Raw genomic sequence first — 15,508 nt, 5'->3', positions numbered from 1 at the left:
ACCGGCGCGGCCTGACACACCACCAGCCCGCCCGAACGCCTCAGCACAGGACACGCTTGACCATGATCAACCGCTACCGCCCGCTCAAGACCCGCTACAGCGAAAACCCGGTCCTGCTCATCGACAGCCATGCCAGCCCGCGCGATCTTATTGACGCCGCCGATCAGCGCTTGCGCGCGGCCGGTGACCTGCTGGAGACACTCTATTGCTTATGTTTTAAACAGGCAGATGTGAAAGACATCCCCAATATCGTCAACGCGCTTTATTTACTGGTACAAGATGGCTGCGACTTGCTGGAAGTCGCCAAACAGAACTCGCCACAAACAACTTATAACTGATCAGCACTACAAATACAGAAACAACAGAACGCTTTATTTATTCACACAACCACCACTAACTTGCTTGCTCTTACAACTAAACAAGGGCAACACCATGACTGTTTTAACGATTTTCTTTTGCGGCACCGGCTCGAACAAGTTTGATGTCACCCATGAAAACTTCTGGGATGGTGAACTGGTTTCGACACTGGCCGCGAACCATGCGGGCCGCGAGTTCGCCGAATGGATCGTCGTCGACGGGCCGGGCAGTGGCAACCTGCAAGCCGACGATCTGTTTACCAAAACCAAGGAGTACGGCCTCACCGGCACACTGTTCGGCAAAGGCTGGGATGAAAACGTGCAACACGCCGTGAATATCATCAAAGGCAAATGCAGCTGGCGGCGCGAACAACTTACTGAACAAGAATACAACCGTCTGAAAGCCGCCGGCATTCCTATCGAAGATGTAAAAGTCGAAGGCTCGTGGCTCTGGCGTAAATATAACTACGGCGAGCGCAGCGTGACCCAGCAAACGTTACAAGAGCAAATCATCAAAACGTTCCGCAAAGACGGCGTAATACCGACTCAAGTCAATTTGGTAGGCTGGAGCCGTGGCGGGATCAGCTGCCATATGTTGGCAAACGCGATGTTGAATGATCCGCAGCTGAAACATATTCCGGTGAATGTCTTTGCGCTTGATCCTGTGCCGGGCATTGGCAACTTCCAGGACCAACGCGTCAGGCTCGGTGCCAACGTCAAAGAATACGTGGCGTTCTACGCCCGCGATGAGCGCTCCAAAGGCTTCAGCTGCGTCATCCCGCAGACCGCGGTCGGCACCAAAACCAGCATTTACCCCATGGCCGGCCGCCACGCGACCATGGCCGGTAACGCCACCGCCGCCGGCGGCGTACCGACCAGCAGCAGCGATCTGAAAACCTTCATCGAACCGGGCCGCGTCGTCCGCCACTTCGCCGAAACCTGCCTCAAACGTTGGGGCGTGCGACTGAACAAAACCCTGAACCTCAGCGAAGCCGACCTGCTGCGCCTTACCGGTGCGATTGCCAGCGCCGAAGCGCGCTACAAACTGATGCACAAGGTTTCCTACACCTACTTCACCGAACTGGATCAAGGCGAACGTTATGTGTCGCTGGGCAGCAAAGGGGTGCCGTTCTCGGCGGTGAAGGGGTCGATCTACACGCCGGCAACGGGATTGACGACCAGCGTGCTGGAGTTGGCGGCGTATAAACATCTGCGTTGAAAAGTGAACAGCCGTTGATAGCAACGTCCGATGAGATCTTCATACCGGTCCTACGCAGGCAGACTCTTTGTCTTCTATCGGGGTTGGGGGATGCGAACTTATAGTCGTGGCTGTCGCTGCCAAATCAGCGGCTCGGGCTTGGTCACCCGATTGGATCGTGTATACGCATGCGCTGTATGCTGCGGGCACTCAATTGCCTGCGGTTTATGGTGACTGTGTTTGGGACACCTTCGGGTGTGCCGGGTATGTGCACGATCCTCACCGGTTGACCAACCCGAACACAGTTGCCTCCTGTCGCTTGGTCACGATGTGGTGGCTTCATTTGAAGCATTTGAGGATCCATCAATTGAAAACGTTTAATCAGTTTCTCACCGATCGCTACCACCCACTCGAATCCAGCCTCACCGACACCAAGCCCCTGCTCATCGACACCGCTGCCAACCCGCAGGACATCCTCGAATGTGCCGTCCAGCGTCTGCGCGCTTCCAGCGACCTGCTCCGCACCCTGTACTGCCTCAACTTCAAACAAGCCGACGTCGAAGACATCCCCCACATCACCCACGCGCTTTATCTGTTGACGCAGGACGGTTGCGAGCTGCTGCAGGTCGCGCAGCAGCGGATGCTCAACTGGAAAGCGCCGACCTGATAACAAGCTGCCTGCCTTTAACTTAAGAACATGATTGCTGGACACCCGGCGTCCAGCCCAAGGAGTGAATTTTGCAAACTACTATTGATTGCGTACGATGGAAGCCATTGTTCAGCCAAGGACTTGTCTTCATGATCATTGAAACCATCGATCACAGCACCCTTACCCACCTGATTGAAAACGGTTCTGTTAGCAGCACCAGCATTATCGCCAAACCCGGTGGCTGGTCGATCCAAATTCAGCAAGGAAGCAAAACATTTGCACTGGCAGCGCAACGCAGCGGTCAGGTGCGTCTGTTCAAACGACTTGAAACCCTAGTCAGCTATCTGCAGGGTTTAGGTATAAGCCGCTTTGGAGTGGATGCCTCAAACTACGATCCGCTGCAACTTAAAACCTATGCTCGTCCGGATCGCTCCGAAGCTCTGAAACAGGCACATGAAGCCGCCGCGTATGAAGAATGGTTCAAGCAGCAAGTTCAGATCAGCATCGATGATCCAAGACCAAGCGTTAGCGATGAAGATGCTCGCCGAATATTCGCTGCCAAGCGTGATGCCTTGCGTCAACGAGCGCGCTGATGAGGCTGGTCTGGCGCCAACAAGCGCTTGATGACCGAGACCGAATCATGAATCGCATCGGGCAAGACAATCCTGAAGCGGCTGCGGATCTGGATGACGTTTTCTCGACAGCGTCCCACCTTATACAAAAAGGGCAAAGTTGAAGGCACTAGGGAAATAGTCGCTGCCTCCAACTACGTCATCGTCTACACGATCAAAGATGAATACGTGGAGGTGTTGCGAATTATTCATGCCAGGCAGCAATGGCCGTGATGGCGTACTAGAGCCTCTATATCGAGCGGGAAGTGCAATTATTCTGGCGCCATCACTACTCGAGTGAAGGAATATCAGCGTTATGGCCAAAAAGACCGCGCCCCTGCTTCCGAAAAACTGCAGCGCTGCCGAGCAATCTGGGCGACCGTCTGAAATTGGCACGTTTGCGCAGAAAGCTGACTGCCAAACAGGTCGCCGAACGAGCCGGAATGTCAGTCATGACACTACGGTCTCTGGAAACAGGTGCTACGGGGGTGACGATAGGGGCTTATGTGTCAGTAATGCAGGTTCTGGGTTTGGAACAAGACTTGAACCTGCTGGCATCTGCAGTTGACTTGGGCCGCTCTCTGCTGGATGCACGACTGACCGGTTCCAAACATACAAACAACGGGAAGCGAGCACGGGTCATTACCAGAGGCGGCAGCGTCAATGCCTGTGGCTCAACGGAGCAAATCTCGAGTTATGGAGAGCTATCCACTGAGTTCAGCCGCAAGTTTCCACTCAACACTTTTTCTCTATCCGAGCTTTTAAACGATGTGAATAAATTGAAGAAGGAAGACTAAGAACTGATGACCCACAAAAAAGCCGCCCCAAAAGGGCGGCTTTTTCATTCACAACAAACCAATCTTACAACTTCGGCCCTGCAGCCTTGATCGCGTCGCTCACTTCGAACTTCTTGAAGTTCTCGATGAACAGACCGGCCAGTGCTTTCGCGGCTTCGTCGTATGCGGCCTTGTCAGCCCAGGTGTTGCGTGGGTTGAGCAGGACGGTGTCGACGCCCGGGACGGCCAGTGGCACGTCGAGGTTGATGGTGTCGAGGTGTTCGGTGGCGGCACCGATCAGTGCGCCGCTCTGGATCGCTGCGATCACCGCGCGGGTGGTCGGGATGTTGAAGCGTTTGCCGACGCCGTAGCCGCCGCCGGTCCAGCCGGTGTTGACCAGGTAGACCTTGGAGCCGAAGCCGCGGATGCGCTTGATCAGCAGCTCTGCGTATTCGCCGGCCGGGCGCGGGAAGAACGGTGCGCCGAAGCAGGTGGAGAAGGTCGACTTGATGCCGCTGCCCGAACCCATTTCAGTCGAGCCCACCAGTGCGGTGTAGCCGGACAGGAAGTGGTACGCCGCTTGTTCTTCGTTGAGGATCGACACTGGCGGCAGTACGCCGGTCAGGTCGCAGGTCAGGAAGATCACCGCGTTCGGCTCGCCACCGAGGTTCTTCTCGGAACGCTTGGCCACGTGCTCAAGCGGGTAGGCGGCGCGGCTGTTCTGGGTCAGGCTGACATCGGCATAGTCGGCGTGCTTGGCGTCGTCAATGACGACGTTTTCCAGCACCGCGCCGTGCTTGATGGCTTTCCAGATGACCGGCTCGTTCTTCTCGGAGAGGTCGATGCACTTGGCATAGCAACCGCCTTCGATGTTGAACACCACGCCTTCGCCCCAGCCGTGTTCGTCGTCACCGATCAGGTAACGGCTTTCGTCGGCCGACAGGGTGGTTTTACCGGTGCCCGACAGACCGAAGAACAGGGTCACGTCGCCTTCTTCGCCGATGTTGGCAGCGCAGTGCATCGGCAGCACGTCAGCGGCCGGCAGCAGGAAGTTCTGCACGGAGAACATGGCTTTCTTCATTTCACCGGCGTAACGCATGCCGGCGATCAGCACTTTCTTCTGCGCGAAGTTGATGATCACGCAACCGTCGGAGTTGGTGCCGTCACGCTCAGGCACGCACTCGAAGTTGGCCACGTTGAGCACTTGCCACTCATCACGACCAGCCGGGTTGTACTGGGCCGGATTGATGAACAGGCAACGACCGAACAGATTCTGCCAGGCAGTCTGGGTGGTCATTTTCACGGCCAGGTAGTGATCTTCCGCAGCGCCTACATGCACGTGGGAGACAAAGTGCTCTTGCGCATTGTTGAAGGCTTCTACGCGAGCCCACAGGGCATCGAACTTGTCGGCCGGGAACTTGCGATTGATCGGGCCCCAGGCGATTGCAGCCTGAGTGGAAGGCTCTTCAACGATGAAACGGTCGACTGGCGAACGGCCGGTGCGATGACCGGTGCGGACTACCAGAGCGCCGGTATCGGCAAGCTCGCCCTCACCGCGTTGCAGGGCTTCTTTTACCAGATCATCAACACTCAGATCGGTGTACACGGCGTTATTGGCTTGCGTCATGAGGTTCCCCGTCGGCCAGTGGCCGAGTGTGCTCCAAACGTTTTGTAGTAGAAAGTCGTGCACTACTACCGCGAAAAAAGTGGGCCGGATTATGCCAGAAAAGCCCAAAAAGAGTAGGGTCCTCCCGTCGTAACGGCGAAATTCCGTCGCTACGCAGTGAATTTACCTGCGCTGAACCGTTTTAGTGCCGGGTATCTGACGGCGTGTCGACACCCGCGCCAGCGAACAATTGAGCGATATCGGCCGAGTCGAACACGTACTGCTGATTGCAGAACTGGCAGTCGATCTCCACTTTGCCGCCCTGTTCAGCCGCCAGCGCCAGCGCATCCTCCAGCCCAAGACTGACCAGCGCATTGCCGGAGCGTTCCCGCGAGCAGCTGCAGTTGAAGCGCAAATGCTGCACATCGAACAGGCGCACTTGCTCCTCGTGATAGAGGCGGTGCAGCACGGTTTCGTTGTCCAGGCTGAGCAACTCATCGGCGCCCAGAGTGCTGGCCAGCGCGGTGAGGTGCTGCCAACTGGCGGCGCGATCTTCTTCGTCTTTCAAGCGATCGGCAGGCAACTGCTGCAGCAGCATGCCACGGGCACGACGGCCGTCGGCGAACAGTTTGAAGCGAGTGCCGACCTGTTGCGACATGACGAAATAGTTGGTGAAGCAATCCGACAGGGTTTCGCCGTCGAGATCAACGATGCCCTGATAACGCTGGCCAACGGTCGGGTCGACAGTCAGGGCCAGTACGCCGTTGGGCATCAGGTCTGCCAGGGTGGCGTCGGCAGCAATCTGCTCGGCGTCATAGCGCGCCAGGCCACGGATTTCGCGTTCGCTGGAGCATTCGATCATCAGCAGCGGAATCGGCCCTTCGGAGCGCGCCTGCAAAATCAGCAGACCGTCGAACTTCAAAGTGCCGACCATCAGCGATGCCGCCGCCATCAATTCGCCGAGCAACTGCGCCACCGGTTCCGGGTACGGGTGCTTGGCAAGAACCTCAGCGTAGCTGCGCTCAAGCGCGACCAGTTCGCCGCGAGTGTCGCTGTCGTCGAAGATAAAACGTTGGGTGAAATCGGTATCCGTTAGGTCGGTCATAGGTCCGGGTATCTGAAGGTGATGACAAAATGATTACAAAACGTGAAAATTTGCGCTTCTTGGCACCCTTTTTGGTGCCGGCGTTTTGGCCATGGGAGGCATTTTATGAACAATCCGGGTTTGTTCCAATCAAGGTGGAACCTCGGCCGGCTGGTTCTGTGTAACGTAGTGCCATTGGCGCTACTGGCTTTCTGGTTATGGCCTACAGGCCAGATGCTGTGTGTGATTTTCGACGAGTGGCTGTTCCGCTCGCTCAACACACCGCTGGCCAGCAACCCGATATGGCTCCACATCTGGGCAATTGCAAGTCTGCGCCCGTTCGACATCGTTGTCGGTCTGATTTTGCTGACGCTGCTTATCAAGGGCGACTGGGTGTTCAAGGCGATCGAAGTGCGCCGCGCATTTTTCGGTTTTTTCTCGATCCTGCTGCTGATGGTGGTGATCCGCGCGCTGTTTTCCAGATTCGCCGATCACATGGGCTGGCAGCACAACAGCCCATCGATGGTCCTCGAAGGTGCGGTGCATATCAGCGATTACTTCCCGCATCTGGAAAAGACCTGGGAGCTGAAGGACCGTTCCGGCCAGAGTTTTCCCGGTGATCACGCTTCGGTGCTGTTGATCTGGGCGTTGTTCATGGCGGTGTTCAGCCGCACGGTGGGCCAGTTCCTGACGGTCTGGGGCCTGGCGCTGTTGTTCATGTTGCCGCGCCTGGTGGCCGGTGCGCATTGGGGTCAGGACGATTACATCGGCGGCGTATTGCTGGCGGTGTGGGCGTTGGGTTGGGGTTATTACACGCCGTTCGCTTATCACGCGGCAAATTTCTGGCTGAAGGTGACTGCGCCGATTTTTGCGTTGCTCGGCAAGTTGCCGGTGGTTGCGCGGATGAGTGTGGTGCGTAGCGCGTGATTCCGCGTCGCCTTCTGCGAGTGCTGCGCACTCGAATCGCCAGCAGGCTGGCTCCCACAGTAAACCGAGTTGCTTGAGCATCATGCGGTCAATGTGGGAGCCAGCCTGCTGGCGATGAGGCCGGGACTGGCAGCACAAACATCGGGTTAATCGTTGTTGCTGCTACCGCGAAACTTGAACAGATCCCGCCGCTGCTTCTTGCTTGGCTTGCCGTCGGTGCTGACGCCCAGCGCCCCCGCTTTGCGCATCGCTGCTGCGGCTTCGCGCTTGGCAATACTCGCCTCGGTCTCGCTGTAAAGCGTCTGGGCTTCCGGCGCCCCGCGCCGCACGATCGATAACGCTTCAACCCTCACAGTGCGCTCTTCGAAACCGGTACGAATCTGGAATTCGTCGCCAATCCGCGGCTCTTTGCCAGGCTTGCAGCGTTCACCACGACAATGCACTTTGCCGCTTTCGATCGCGGCTTTCGCCAACGCGCGGGTTTTATAGAAGCGCGCTGCCCACAGCCACTTGTCGAGACGGACCTTGTCGTCCTCTTCCTGTTTTTGCGCCATATGAATTCCTCGTTCAGCCAGTAGTCGGAACTGTACTACCGTTTCTGTCGGGCGCAAGAACTCGGCCCTCCAGATAGACTGTGATCTAGGCCGGCTATGCGGCATGGAGTGTTCGAGTGACTACAATTTTCCCCTCTTCGTTGACCGCGCCCAAGAGCGGTTGCCAGGGCTGCCAGCAGAGCGAGCCGCTGGATTTCGATTTTGCCTTTGCCTATCAACCGATCGTCGACCTGCGCGACCAATCGGTGTTCGCCCATGAAGCGCTGGTGCGCGGCGTCGCCGGTGAAGGTGCGATGTCCGTGTTAGATCAGGTTACAGAAGCAAGCCGCTACCGCTTCGACCAGCTCTGCCGGACCCGCGCCATCGAAGGCGCGGCAGCACTAAACATGCAGACATACTTGTCGATCAACTTCATGCCCAACGCCGTCTATCGTCCAGAGTTATGCATTCGCAGCACCCTGGAGGCCGCCAGGAAACACAATTTTCCGATCGACCGGCTGATTTTCGAAACCCTGGAAAGCGAGCACGTAGATAACTATCGCCATTTGACCAATATTCTGCGTGAATACCGCGAATTCGGCTTCAAGACCGCCATCGACGATTTCGGTGCCGGGTATTCGGGGCTCAATCTGCTGGCGGATTTCCAACCGGACCTGATCAAACTCGACATGGCGCTGATCCGCGATGTCGATCGCGACCGTGTTCGTCAGGCGATCGTTCGGGGGATTGTCACAATCTGTGCGGAGTTGAACGTTACAGTCATCGCCGAAGGTATCGAGAGCGCCGGTGAACGGGATTTCCTGGCGGACTGTGGAATATTTCTGATGCAGGGCTACTGGTTCGCCAGGCCTGCATTCAAAGCGTTGGCCCAGGTCACACCTGAAGCCTGGACGCGTTAATCGTTGGTTTCATTCTTTGAAGACATTTGATCATTTGACCGTTGTCGGTCTGCGCGAGTGGGTGGCGCTCCCGGATCTGGGAGTCGCCGGCCTGCGGGCGAAAATCGACACCGGCGCCAGCACCTCCAGCCTGCATGCCACCGACATCGAGCCGTTCGAACGTGACGGCGAGAAATGGGTGCGCTTCACCGCGCACCTCGGCACGGTGGTGCAGTTGCGTCATCGCCGCTGCGAAGCGCCGCTGGTGACGCGCAAGACCATCAAAAGCTCCAACGGCCATGCGCAGGTGCGCTACGTGATCAGCACCACCCTGGCCCTGGGCGATCGAGTGTGGCGGGTCGAGTTCACCCTCGCCTGTCGCAAGTCCATGCGCTATCGCCTGTTGCTCGGTTCCAAAGCCCTGATCGATGGCCACCTGGTGGTCAATCCGGGCATCAAATATGTACAAGACAAGCCGGTGTTCCCGGTATCTACCTTTTCCACAGGTGTTGCATGAAGATCGCTGTGCTGTCGCGTAATCCGCGTCTGTATTCCACCCGCCGTCTGGTCGAAGCCGGAACCGAGCGCGGGCATGAAATGGTGGTGATCGACACCTTGCGCGCCTATATGAACATCGCCAGCCACAAGCCGCAGATCCACTATCGCGGCAAACCGCTGGAAGGCTTCGATGCGGTGATCCCGCGGATCGGCGCCTCGGTGACTTTCTACGGCTGCGCGGTGTTGCGCCAGTTCGAAATGATGGGGGTATTCCCGCTCAACGAATCGGTGGCCATCGCCCGCTCGCGGGATAAACTGCGTTCGCTGCAACTGCTGTCGCGCCGCGGTATCGGTTTGCCGGTGACCGGTTTTGCGCACTCGCCAGATGACATTCCCGACTTGATTGACATGGTCAACGGCGCGCCCCTGGTGATCAAAGTGCTGGAAGGTACTCAGGGCATTGGTGTGGTGCTGTGTGAAACCGCGACCGCTGCCGAGTCGGTGATCGAGGCGTTCATGGGCCTGAAGCAGAACATCATGGTGCAGGAATACATCAAGGAAGCGGGCGGCGCGGACATCCGCTGTTTCGTGGTCGGCGACAAGGTGATTGCGGCAATGAAGCGCCAGGCCAAACCGGGTGAATTCCGTTCCAATCTGCACCGTGGCGGCAGCGCCAGCCTGATCAAGATCACCCCGGAAGAACGCATGACTGCATTGCGTGCAGCCAAGGTCATGGGTCTGGCGGTGGCGGGTGTGGATATCCTGCGCTCCAACCATGGGCCGCTGGTGATGGAGGTGAATTCGTCGCCGGGTCTGGAAGGGATCGAGACCACCACCGGCAAGAACGTGGCGGGGATCATCATCGAGCATCTGGAGAAAAATGGCGGGCCAAATATGACCCGGACCAAAGGCAAAGGCTAAAGCCAGCCTCAAGCGGCAAGCCCCAAGCGACAAGTCAAGTCGCTCTTGCTTGCCGCTTGCAGCTTGAAACTTGCAGCTGCTTCTATACGGCATCCCGCGGCAACATCAATCCCAACGGCAATCTCACCCGCGCCTCCAGTCCACCTCCGGACCGATTGCGCAGTTCGACGTTGCCGCCATGCATCGAAGCAATCCGTTTGACGATCGCCAGGCCCAACCCGGTGCCCTTGCCGCCCCGTGCACGGTCGCCACGGGTGAACGGATTGAAGATCGCCTCCAGCTCCGACGGATCAATCCCGGCGCCGCGGTCCATCACGCTCAGTACTACGTATGGCGCGCTGACGTCTCCGGACACGTAAGCCGCCACTTCGACGTGACCGCCGGCATGGTTCAAGGCATTGCCGATCAGATTGTTGAGCAGGCGTTTCATCGATACCCGACGTAGCGGAAACGGCTGGATCGGCTCCAGGCGCAAGCGCACCTTCTCCTCGTTCTGGTTGTACGGCGCCGCAACTTCACGCACCAGATCGCTGAGATCTACCTCTTCCACCGACTCGTCGCGACCGTCGCGAATGAACGCGAGGAACTGGTCGAGAATGGCGTCCATGTCTTCGATATCGCGGACCATGTCATCGGTCAGATCGTTGCGGTCGCCCATCAATTCCAGCGACAGCCGCAAGCGGGTCAACGGTGTGCGCAAGTCATGAGACACGCCGGCCAGCATCAGTTCACGCTCGCGTCCGGCCTGTTCGACGTCTTCGGCCATCTGATTGAAGGCGCGATAAACCTCGGTCATCTCACTCGGCGTGTCGCTGATCGGCAGGCGCACGCTGCGGCCCTGACCGAGTTGGCGTGCGGCATACACCAAACGTTTCAAAGGCTGGTTGAGCTGGCTGACGAAAATCCATGCCGAGGCCGTCGACAGCAAACCGATGGCAAGGAACCAGCCGAGCACGTTCCAGATTTTCTGGCCACGCAGAGGGTGCGGGTACAACGGCACCTTCAGCCAGCCATCGCCCAGGCTTGGCGCGCGCACCCACAACGCTGGCGGCGAATGCATGCGCAAGCGCACCTCGGTATCGGCGCCCAGTTCTGCCTGCATCTGCCGCTGGTAGATTTCGCTGTACGGCCAATGCTGTTCGCCTTCCGGCACACCGGCGCCGACCACGCGGATCAGGGTCGCGGCATCCGCGATTTTCGCGCGGTTTTCTTCATCGGCCGCCCAATAGGCACGCAGCGTCAGGGCGACGCCGTGGCTGTATTGGCGATCCACCAGCACGTCCTCGTTCATCAACAGATAAACCAGGGTCAGCGCCTTGGAAAACAGCACGACGATGAGCACCAGCCAGAGGGTGCGGGAGAAAAAACTTTGGGGGAACCAGACGGGGGTTTTCATCTTTAACCGCTACACACTTGCAGGAGCGAGCAATGCTCGCATATTGCGGATTGCGAGTCTGCGGACGTGACCTCTCGACCAGCCCTGCAGACCCGCTCCTACAAATCACCGATCACTTGCTGGCGGTGCCATCCGGTACGAACACGTAACCAACGCCCCAGACAGTCTGGATGTAGCGCGGCTTGGACGGATCAGGTTCGATCATCCGGCGCAGACGCGAGATCTGCACGTCGATGGAACGCTCGAGGGCATCCCATTCGCGGCCACGGGCCAGGTTCATCAGCTTGTCGCGGGTCAGTGGCTGACGGGCGTTCATCACCAGCGCCTTGAGCACTGCGAATTCACCGGTGGTGAGCATGTGCACTTCGTCACCGCGCTTGAGTTCGCGGGTCGCCAGCGACAACACGTAATCACCAAAGGTGACGTTTTCGTCTTCGCTGCCCGGCGCGCCCGGTACCGGGGCAGCCTGGCGACGCAGCACGGCTTTGACCCGGGCCATCAGCTCGTCCGGGTTGAACGGCTTGGCCAGGTAGTCGTCGGCGCCCAGTTCCAGGCCTTTGATGCGGCTCAGCTCGTCGCCTTTGGCGGTGAGCATGATGATCGGGATCTGATTGTTTGCGCCACGCAGACGGCGGCAGGCGGTCAGGCCATCTTCGCCCGGCAGCATCAGGTCGAGCACGACCAGATTGAACACTTCACGCGACAGCAGACGATCCATCTGCTCGGTGTTCGGTACGGTCCGGGCACGGTAGCCCTTGCTGACGAAAAAACGTTCCAGCAGGCTGCTCAGCCCCGGATCGTCGTCAACGATGAGAATTTTTTCGCCTTCAGCAGTTTGTGCAGTGCTGCTCATTGGATGCTCCTTTTAGCTCGGCGCGCATTATGGCGTAGCTGCCGTTATACGCACCGTGTGCATTGTTAGCAGATTTTTCCTTCACTGCCAGAAAACCGGGGTTTATGCCTACAGACTGCAACGCCCCCGAACGACAGAACGCTGGTTATAATGCGCGGCGTTTTGTGCCAGGCAACGTCTGAATCGTTACCGCAGGTGGCAGGCTTTTTTCCCCGCCCCGCGCAGTAATCGTTCGATTTCACGGGTCAATGGGCTGCCTCTTGATCCAGGCAGCGGCAATTCTCTAGCCGCTCAACCAGACTCCGGGCCTTTATTTCCGTGCCCGCGAGTCTGCTTTCACACTATGTCAGGTGGTTTTATGGACAGCATCAACAGCCGCATTGCCGAGGAACTCGGTGTACGCCCACAACAGGTCGAAGCGGCCGTCGCGCTACTCGATGAAGGCTCTACCGTTCCCTTCATCGCCCGTTACCGGAAAGAAGTCACCGGCAGCCTCGATGACACCCAGTTGCGTCATCTGGAAGAGCGCCTGCGCTACCTGCGAGAACTCGACGAACGGCGCATCAGCATCCTCGCCAGCATCGAAGAGCAAGGCAAACTCACCCCGGCCCTTGAGCGCGACATCAAGCTCGCCGACACCAAGACCCGCCTCGAAGACTTGTACCTGCCGTACAAGCAGAAGCGCCGCACCAAGGGCCAGATCGCCCTCGAAGCCGGCCTCGGCGAGCTGGCCGACGGCCTGTTCAACGATCCGACTCTGGCCCCGGAAGCCGAAGCCGCGCGCTTCGTTGATGCTGAAAAAGGCGTGGCGGACGTCAAGGCTGCGCTGGAAGGCGCCAAGTACATCCTCATGGAGCGCTTCGCCGAGGATGCCAGCCTGCTGGAAAAATTGCGTAACTACCTGAAACAGGAAGCCACCCTCAGTGCCCGCGTAATCGCCGGCAAGGAAGAGGAAGGCGCCAAGTTCCGCGATTACTTTGAACACGACGAACCGCTGAAAAGCATGCCGTCGCACCGCGCGCTGGCGATTTTCCGTGGCCGCAACGAAGGCATCCTCAGCTCCGCGTTGAAAGTCGGCGACGAACTGCCGGGCACCATGCACCCGTGCGAAGGCATGATCGCCCAGCAATTCGGCATCCAGAACCAGAACCGCGCGGCGGACAAATGGCTCGGCGAAGTGGTGCGCTGGACCTGGAAGGTCAAGCTCTACACCCATCTGGAAACCGACCTGCTCGGCGAGCTGCGCGATGGCGCCGAAACCGAAGCGATCAACGTGTTTGCGCACAACCTGCATGACTTGCTGTTGGCCGCACCGGCCGGCCCGCGCGCGACCCTGGGCCTCGACCCGGGCCTGCGTACCGGTTGCAAAGTGGCCGTAGTCGATTCGACCGGCAAGCTGCTTGATCACGCCACGGTTTACCCGCACGTGCCGCACAACAAATGGGACCAGACCATCGCCATTCTGGCCGCGCTGTGCGCCAAGCATTCGGTGGACCTGATCGCCATCGGCAACGGCACCGCCAGCCGCGAGACTGACAAGCTGGCGATCGAGCTGATCAAGAAATATCCAGCGATGAAGATGACCAAGGTCATGGTGTCCGAAGCGGGCGCATCGGTGTACTCGGCATCGGAACTGGCGGCCAAGGAGTTCCCCGATCTCGACGTGTCTATCCGTGGCGCGGTGTCGATTGCTCGTCGCTTGCAGGATCCGCTGGCGGAGCTGGTGAAGATCGATCCGAAATCCATCGGTGTCGGCCAGTACCAGCACGATGTCTCGCAGCTGAAACTGGCGCGGGGTCTGGACGCAGTGGTCGAGGATTGCGTGAACGCCGTCGGCGTTGACGTCAACACCGCGTCGGTGGCGCTGCTGGCGCGCATCTCCGGCCTCAACGCGACACTGGCGCAAAACATCGTCGCGCACCGCGACGAACACGGTGCGTTCAAGACCCGTGCGGCGCTGAAGAAAGTCGCGCGTCTGGGCGAAAAGACCTTCGAACAGGCCGCCGGCTTCCTGCGCGTGATGAACGGTGACAATCCGCTGGATTCGTCCGCGGTGCACCCGGAAGCGTATCCGCTGGTACAGCGTATCGCCGCCGAAACCGACCGTGACATTCGCTCGCTGATCGGCGATGCCGCGTTCCTCAAGCGTCTCGATCCGAAGAAATTCACCGACGAAACTTTCGGTCTGCCCACCGTGACCGACATCCTTCAGGAACTGGAAAAACCCGGCCGCGATCCGCGTCCAGAATTCAAGACCGCCGAATTCCAGGAAGGCGTCGAAGATCTCAAGGACCTGCAACTGGGCATGATCCTCGAAGGCGTGGTGACCAACGTGACCGCGTTCGGCGCATTCGTTGACATCGGTGTGCACCAGGATGGTCTGGTGCATATTTCGGCGCTGTCGGAAAAATTCATCAAGGATCCGCGCGAAGCGGTGAAGGCCGGTGACGTGGTCAAGGTGAAGGTCATGGAAGTCGACATCCCGCGCAAACGCGTCGGCCTGTCGATGCGCATGGGCGACACGCCAGGCGAGAAAATCGACGGCGCCCGTGGCTCGCGTCCGGGCTCGGCGCAACGCCAGCCGTCGAACAACGCGCCACGCAAGGAAACCGTCACTGCAGCGCCGGCGAACAATGCGATGGCCTCGCTGTTCGCCAACGCCAAGCAGTTGAAGAAACGCTGATGGAGCTGCCGGACGGGCTCGTCGAGAGCGCGTTTTTCAAGCTGTTGGGCTGCCGCCTGCACAGCCTGGAAACCGGGGTGGCGCAAGTCGCCCTGGTGCTGCAGCCGCAGCTGCGCAATCGCGGCGGCAAACTGCACGGCGGCGCGCTGTTCAGCCTGGTCGACATTGCCATGGGGCTGGCCTGTTCCAGCAGCCACGGTTTCGATCAGCAGAGCGCGACCATCGAATGCAAGATCAACTACATCCGCGCCGTTTCCGAGGGCGAGGTAGTGTGCACGGCGCGGGTGATCCACCCGGGCCGGCGCACGCTGGTGGTCGAGGCCGAGGTGATGCAGGGCGACAAACTGGTCGCAAAAGCGCAAGGCACCTTCGCTGTCCTGTAGATGTTGGCCATCATTTTGAGTTAATTTCGGCGCAACGCCCCCGGTGGGAGCGACGGTGCGGCGATCCCACAAGGATTGTGCAGTTCCTGACTGACCGGCAAATGGCCTGCCGCTACTAAACCAGGCGATAACGCC

At 58.8% G+C, this 15,508-nt stretch carries 17 protein-coding genes; 12 read left to right on the top strand and 5 right to left on the bottom strand.

The genetic code is table 11. The features are described 5' to 3' along the window. Nucleotides 1-62: 62 nt before the first annotated feature. The 6 genes from BLU52_RS26370 (at nt 63) to BLU52_RS26345 (ending at nt 3,611) form a co-directional block, all read left to right on the top strand. Complete coding sequence (locus tag BLU52_RS26370; protein WP_090288313.1) at nt 63-338, top strand: hypothetical protein; 276 nt, start codon at nt 63-65, stop codon at nt 336-338. A 94-nt stretch (nt 339-432) separates the two neighbouring features. Then, complete coding sequence (locus BLU52_RS26365; protein ID WP_090288311.1) at nt 433-1,575, top strand: hypothetical protein; 1,143 nt, start codon at nt 433-435, stop codon at nt 1,573-1,575. A gap of 346 nt (nt 1,576-1,921) precedes the next feature. After that, on the top strand, nt 1,922-2,221 hold the full coding sequence (locus BLU52_RS26360; protein WP_090288309.1) for a hypothetical protein: 300 nt from the start codon (nt 1,922-1,924) through the stop codon (nt 2,219-2,221). 131 nt (nt 2,222-2,352) lie between these two features. After that, complete coding sequence (locus tag BLU52_RS26355) at nt 2,353-2,796, top strand: hypothetical protein (protein ID WP_090288307.1); 444 nt, start codon at nt 2,353-2,355, stop codon at nt 2,794-2,796. A gap of 93 nt (nt 2,797-2,889) precedes the next feature. Further along, complete coding sequence (locus tag BLU52_RS27155) at nt 2,890-3,048, top strand: type II toxin-antitoxin system RelE/ParE family toxin (protein ID WP_331716659.1); 159 nt, start codon at nt 2,890-2,892, stop codon at nt 3,046-3,048. Between the two features lie 32 nt (nt 3,049-3,080). Next, entirely contained in the window at nt 3,081-3,611 is a 531-nt protein-coding gene (locus tag BLU52_RS26345) for a helix-turn-helix domain-containing protein (protein WP_408003543.1), read from the top strand. A gap of 64 nt (nt 3,612-3,675) precedes the next feature. Here BLU52_RS26345 and BLU52_RS26340 read toward each other — a convergent pair whose 3' ends face one another. Together BLU52_RS26340 and hslO are read right to left on the bottom strand one after the other, a co-directional pair. Beyond that, complete coding sequence (locus BLU52_RS26340) at nt 3,676-5,217, bottom strand: phosphoenolpyruvate carboxykinase (protein WP_090288305.1); 1,542 nt, start codon at nt 5,215-5,217, stop codon at nt 3,676-3,678. A gap of 181 nt (nt 5,218-5,398) precedes the next feature. Next, nucleotides 5,399-6,301 (bottom strand): Hsp33 family molecular chaperone HslO, encoded by a 903-nt coding sequence (hslO, locus tag BLU52_RS26335; protein WP_090288303.1) that lies wholly within the window; start codon nt 6,299-6,301, stop codon nt 5,399-5,401. Nucleotides 6,302-6,406: 105 nt separating this feature from the next. Here hslO and BLU52_RS26330 point away from each other — a divergent pair, with 105 nt between their 5' ends. After that, entirely contained in the window at nt 6,407-7,207 is an 801-nt protein-coding gene (locus BLU52_RS26330; RefSeq protein ID WP_090288301.1) for a phosphatase PAP2 family protein, read from the top strand. A gap of 146 nt (nt 7,208-7,353) precedes the next feature. Here BLU52_RS26330 and BLU52_RS26325 read toward each other — a convergent pair whose 3' ends face one another. Further along, complete coding sequence (locus BLU52_RS26325) at nt 7,354-7,761, bottom strand: RNA-binding S4 domain-containing protein (protein WP_090288299.1); 408 nt, start codon at nt 7,759-7,761, stop codon at nt 7,354-7,356. Nucleotides 7,762-7,877: 116 nt separating this feature from the next. Here BLU52_RS26325 and rimA point away from each other — a divergent pair, with 116 nt between their 5' ends. Genes rimA through rimK form a run of 3 tightly spaced genes read left to right on the top strand, consistent with a single transcriptional unit; the run spans nt 7,878 to nt 10,058 of the window. Further along, the gene (rimA, locus tag BLU52_RS26320; RefSeq protein WP_090288297.1) at nt 7,878-8,660 is read left to right on the top strand and encodes a S6 modification regulatory phosphodiesterase RimA; all 783 of its coding nucleotides are present in this window, start codon (nt 7,878-7,880) and stop codon (nt 8,658-8,660) included. Between the two features lie 16 nt (nt 8,661-8,676). Beyond that, nucleotides 8,677-9,156 carry a retropepsin-like aspartic endopeptidase RimB gene (gene rimB / locus BLU52_RS26315; RefSeq protein ID WP_090288295.1) on the top strand — a complete coding sequence of 160 codons (480 nt, stop codon included), beginning with the start codon at nt 8,677-8,679 and terminating at the stop codon, nt 9,154-9,156. Then, entirely contained in the window at nt 9,153-10,058 is a 906-nt protein-coding gene (gene rimK, locus BLU52_RS26310; RefSeq protein WP_007949201.1) for a 30S ribosomal protein S6--L-glutamate ligase, read from the top strand. The genes rimB and rimK overlap by 4 nt, the downstream gene beginning before the upstream one ends. Nucleotides 10,059-10,140: 82 nt before the next feature. On the opposite strand, the gene BLU52_RS26305 is transcribed toward rimK, so the two are convergent. Both BLU52_RS26305 and ompR read right to left on the bottom strand, forming a co-directional pair. Then, the gene (locus BLU52_RS26305) at nt 10,141-11,454 is read right to left on the bottom strand and encodes an ATP-binding protein (RefSeq protein WP_090288293.1); all 1,314 of its coding nucleotides are present in this window, start codon (nt 11,452-11,454) and stop codon (nt 10,141-10,143) included. A gap of 112 nt (nt 11,455-11,566) precedes the next feature. After that, complete coding sequence (gene ompR / locus BLU52_RS26300; RefSeq protein ID WP_090288291.1) at nt 11,567-12,307, bottom strand: osmolarity response regulator transcription factor OmpR; 741 nt, start codon at nt 12,305-12,307, stop codon at nt 11,567-11,569. A 358-nt stretch (nt 12,308-12,665) separates the two neighbouring features. Here ompR and BLU52_RS26295 point away from each other — a divergent pair, with 358 nt between their 5' ends. Together BLU52_RS26295 and BLU52_RS26290 are read left to right on the top strand one after the other, a co-directional pair. Then, nucleotides 12,666-14,990: a Tex family protein gene (locus tag BLU52_RS26295; RefSeq protein ID WP_090288289.1), complete on the top strand. Its 2,325-nt coding sequence runs from the start codon at nt 12,666-12,668 to the stop codon at nt 14,988-14,990. Further along, on the top strand, nt 14,990-15,373 hold the full coding sequence (locus BLU52_RS26290) for a PaaI family thioesterase (RefSeq protein WP_090288287.1): 384 nt from the start codon (nt 14,990-14,992) through the stop codon (nt 15,371-15,373). The genes BLU52_RS26295 and BLU52_RS26290 overlap by 1 nt, the downstream gene beginning before the upstream one ends. Nucleotides 15,374-15,508: the final 135 nt, after the last annotated feature.

The organism is Pseudomonas granadensis (genome assembly GCF_900105485.1).
Taxonomy (GTDB): Bacteria; Pseudomonadota; Gammaproteobacteria; order Pseudomonadales; family Pseudomonadaceae; genus Aquipseudomonas; species Aquipseudomonas granadensis.
This window is presented reverse-complemented; position numbering and strand designations above follow the sequence as displayed.